This is a genomic window from Bradyrhizobium sp. PRIMUS42 (assembly GCF_023006515.1).
Lineage (GTDB): Bacteria > Pseudomonadota > Alphaproteobacteria > Rhizobiales > Xanthobacteraceae > Bradyrhizobium.
The window spans coordinates 1-3,727 of the sequence record NZ_JALBGZ010000622.1; the positions used below are offsets into that span (position 1 = coordinate 1).

Below are 3,727 nucleotides of genomic sequence, written 5' to 3' on the forward strand. Positions count from 1 at the left end.
GACTGCCCTGTTATGTTCGTCTGGCAGGCGGGGCCGGAATGGCCGCGCCATGCGCCGTTGCTGTTTCCGATCGTCGGGCGCCTCGCCAAGGACGAGTTGCGGCACCGGGGCAAGACGTATCGGATGACTCAGCACGGCTTTGCGCGCGACAGCCGCTTTGCGTGGGCGGAGCGCGGCGAGAGCCGCTGCACGCTGGTGCTCGAAGACAGCGAGACGACGCGCGCGCTCTATCCGTTCGCGTTCCGGCTGACCGCAATTTATACGCTTGATGATGCCGGCCTCGACCTGACGCTCGTGATCGCCAACACCGGCAAGGAGACATTGCCGGCGTCGATCGGCGGTCATCCCGCCTTCAACTGGCCGCTACAGCCGGGACTTGCCAAGGAGAGCTACGCGCTGACCTTCGCGGGCGCGGAGTCGTCTCCCGTCCGCCGTCTCGAGGGCGGATTGCTGCGGCCGGCAACGGAGCCGAGCCCGGTCAAAGGTGCGGTGCTTCCCTTGTCCGAATCCCTGTTCACCGACGACGCCGTCATTTTCGACCGGATCGAGAGCAATGCGGCCCGCTATGCCGCGTCCAGCGGCCCCTGGTTGAAAATGTCCTGGCGCGGCTTTCGTGAACTCGGCGTCTGGTCGAAACCATCGGGCGCGCCATTCCTCTGCATCGAGCCCTGGCGCGGTTATGCCAGTCCCGCCGGCCTCGACGGCGAGTTCAGTGACAAGCCGGGCCTGATGCTCATCGCGCCGGGCGCGGAAGAGAGCTTGTCGTTCCGGATCGAGGTCGGATCGTCCTGAGCTCGAAGGCGAGCTGATTGATGGCCCTCAGACCTCGATCCGCGTGAGATCCTCGCCGAGTACGACCGGCCCCGCATAGTCCTGCCTGACATCCGCAAGCAGCGCGTCCAGCATGGCATCGTCTGTGCGCGGCCGGTGGTGGGTCAGCGCGAGCTTCTTGACGCCGGCCTTGGCCGCGATCTTGCCGACGGTATCGCCGCAGGCGATGGTGAATTGCGCAAGGCGGCGCAGGTGCTCGTTGTTGATCTCCGGCGTCGCGAGAAAGCAGCACTGAACCAGCAGGTCGGCTCCCTGCGCCAGCCGCTCGAGCCCGGGGCAGGGGACAGTGTCGCCGGAAATCGCAACGACCTTGCCCTCCGCTTCGAAGCGGTAACCGAGACACATCCAGCGTGCGAGGAAGGCGGGCGGCATGTCGAGGCCGTCGCCATGCGAGACCAGCTCGGCGCTGATCTTCCAGCGCCCAGTGTCGAGAACGGGACCCGGTACGATGTCCGTTGCGACGACAGGTTTCCAGCCGCCGAAGGTCGGCTCGCCCTTATCGCGCCAGGTGATGTCCTTGTCGTAGACCTGCGTGACCAGCGTGTGGACGAGCCGTTCGGTATCCGGCGGTCCATAGATGCGCAGCTCGTCCTTGCGCCCGTACATCCATGAATTCAGCATCACATCGTAGAGGTCGCCGATGTGGTCGAAATGATGGTGCGTGAGAAAGACCGTGTTGATGGCGCCGAGCGGAACGCCCGCCTTGCTGAGCTGCACCATGACGCCGCGGCCGGCGTCGAACAGGATATTCTCGTCGCCGAGCCTGATCAGCGTGGTCGTTGCCATGCGGCGCGGGTCAGGGCGCGGGCCGCCGGTGCCGAGCAGTATGACCTCCATGGTGGCCACTCCAGCGTGAAGATTCTTCACAGTAGATATGAAGGCGGCAATGAAGCAAGCCGCATCAGGCCGGCAGGGACGGAGCAGGGGCGTTCAGCGCATGCCGGCCGCGGTAGCGGCAATGGTCGGCCGGAGGCTTGATCGGCCCGGTCCCGCGGTTGTCAGGCGATGCGCCAGGTTCTGCGCGTGCCGTTCGACCAGATGCCGTGTCGCGCGCGCGACGAGATAGCTCAGCGCGGCGGTGACGACATAGGCCATGAGCAGCGAGACCAGTCCATCGGCGACCGGCCAGAGCTGACGCAGCCCGTAGATCACCGCGAAGTGCGACAGATACATCGAATAGGAGTTGCGGCCGAGCGCCTCGAGCGGCTGTAAGCGGATGGCAAGCTTGATGCAGCCGGCCACCAGCGCGCCGAGCACGAGGTTGATCATCAGATAGTTGAATTCATGGGAGCCGGTCGCGCGGTCGGCCGCAAAGGACAGCGCGATGAAGACGGCGTAGATCGCGGCGTCGGACTTGGTGAAGCCGTCACGCAGCGCGAAGAACAGCGCGCATCCGATCAGGAAGACCGGCAGCTGGTTCAGGAAGCTGATGTGGAGCGTGGTCCAGACGAATGCCTCGTGGCCGGGGCCGTAATAGGCCGAGAACAGCGCGAAGGCCCACGGCTTGAACAGGATGACATTGACGAGATGCAGCACGATCGCCAGCGCAACATAGAGATGGCGGCGCGACCCGAACGCAGTGATCAGAAGCGGGAAGACGAGATAGAAGGTCATCTCCGCCGCGATCGACCAGTCGCCCGGCACCACGCTGTTGACGCTGTCCGGCCAGAAGCCGTGCAGGAATGTCGCGGTCAGGATCACTTGAACCGGCCCGACGCCGTAGGGCGCGTTGGCGCTCGGTGCGGTGCCGTTGATGGCGAGGTAGACCGGGATCGCCAGCCAGAACAGCGGCGCGATGCGCAGGAAGCGCCGGATGTAGAATTTGCCGGTCGCATTCGTCTCGCCGCTGCGCTGCGTCCACATCAGGCACATCGTCATGGCGCTGACGAAGTAGAACACATTGACGCCGGTCCAGCCGCACATGAAGGTGAAATCGACCGCGTGGATGTTTGACGGAAATGCCTGCGAGACGTGGATTGCCATCACCCCGGCAATGGCAAGGCCCCGCAGGACATCGAGCGTGTGCGAACGGGCGAACGGCGCCGTGCCTTGCTCGGTTCGACCGGCAGCCAACCGGGCCTGCCCCTGCATTACGCCTGCTCCGTGGTTTCGCATCTTGCAGGCGGGACAATAGGGGCGCGGCCGGGCTTTCCGAAGCCGAAGGCCCTTTTTACGTTAACTGGCGGTTGAGTCCGATGCCGAATGTCCGGGATTGGGCTTCGCGACCCCCGGGCAGGGCCATCCTGCGCTATGATGCGCGGATTGAGAATTGTGGGCCAATTCATACTTAATGGTTGAAGATCATGAGCAATATTGTTTGCGCGTCGCAACGCGCCTAATATTCCGGCGGCTAATTTCGGGGGCTCGAACAAGTCGTGAATGTACGTTCACATGACGGCGCATTGCGCGGCGAGATGGATCGCCAGGTCGGGTCGCAGGCACACAGGATACCCAAGACCGTGGTTGATTCCGCACGTCAGGAAGTGCGTCCCGCCGGCCGCGAGCGGCTGATCGTCGTCGAGGACGATCCGGTGACGCGGACCATGCTGGTCGGCTATTTCAGCGAGAACAATTTCGACGTGGTCGGCGCCGGCTCCTGCGCGGAATGCCGCCAGGCGCTGCGCGCGCGCACCGATCTCGTCTTCCTCGACCTGCAGCTGCCCGACGGCGACGGCTTCGAGCTCGCCAAGGAGATCCAGGCGACCAGCAACGCCGGCATCATCTTCGTGACGCGCCGCGACACCGACGTCGATCGCATCCTCGGCCTCGAGATTGCCGGCGATCACTATGTCACCAAGCCGATCAATCTGCGCGACCTGCTCGCGCGCGCACGCAGCGTGCTGCGGCGGCGCTCGCTCGACCGCAAGGCGGCGCGCAACCACAATTCGATCGCCTT

4 protein-coding genes are annotated in these 3,727 nt (G+C 64.6%); 2 read left to right on the plus strand and 2 right to left on the minus strand.

Annotation, left to right across the window (positions count from 1 at the left end):
* On the plus strand, positions 1-792 hold a 792-nt coding region (locus MOV75_RS30615), incomplete at its 5' end, for an aldose 1-epimerase family protein (RefSeq protein WP_247007178.1).
* A 27-nt stretch (positions 793-819) separates the two neighbouring features.
* Here MOV75_RS30615 and MOV75_RS30620 read toward each other — a convergent pair.
* Both MOV75_RS30620 and MOV75_RS30625 read right to left on the minus strand, forming a co-directional pair.
* Positions 820-1,668 carry an MBL fold metallo-hydrolase gene (locus MOV75_RS30620; RefSeq protein WP_246918918.1) on the minus strand — a complete coding sequence of 283 codons (849 nt, stop codon included), beginning with the start codon at positions 1,666-1,668 and terminating at the stop codon, positions 820-822.
* A gap of 93 nt (positions 1,669-1,761) precedes the next feature.
* Positions 1,762-2,922, minus strand: coding sequence for an acyltransferase (locus MOV75_RS30625; protein WP_247007179.1), 1,161 nt, complete (start codon positions 2,920-2,922; stop codon positions 1,762-1,764).
* A gap of 284 nt (positions 2,923-3,206) precedes the next feature.
* Between MOV75_RS30625 and MOV75_RS30630 the strand changes: the two genes are divergently transcribed.
* Positions 3,207-3,727, plus strand: a 521-nt coding sequence (locus MOV75_RS30630; RefSeq protein ID WP_247007180.1) for a response regulator, incomplete at its 3' end; no start/stop codon positions are given.

What these genes read in the sequence shown, in the direction of transcription:
- MOV75_RS30620 (WP_246918918.1), bottom strand. Translation starts at nt 1,668, where the DNA reads ATGGAGGTCATACTGCTCGGCACCGGCGGCCCGCGCCCTGACCCGCGC.
- MOV75_RS30625 (WP_247007179.1), bottom strand. Translation starts at nt 2,922, where the DNA reads ATGCAGGGGCAGGCCCGGTTGGCTGCCGGTCGAACCGAGCAAGGCACG.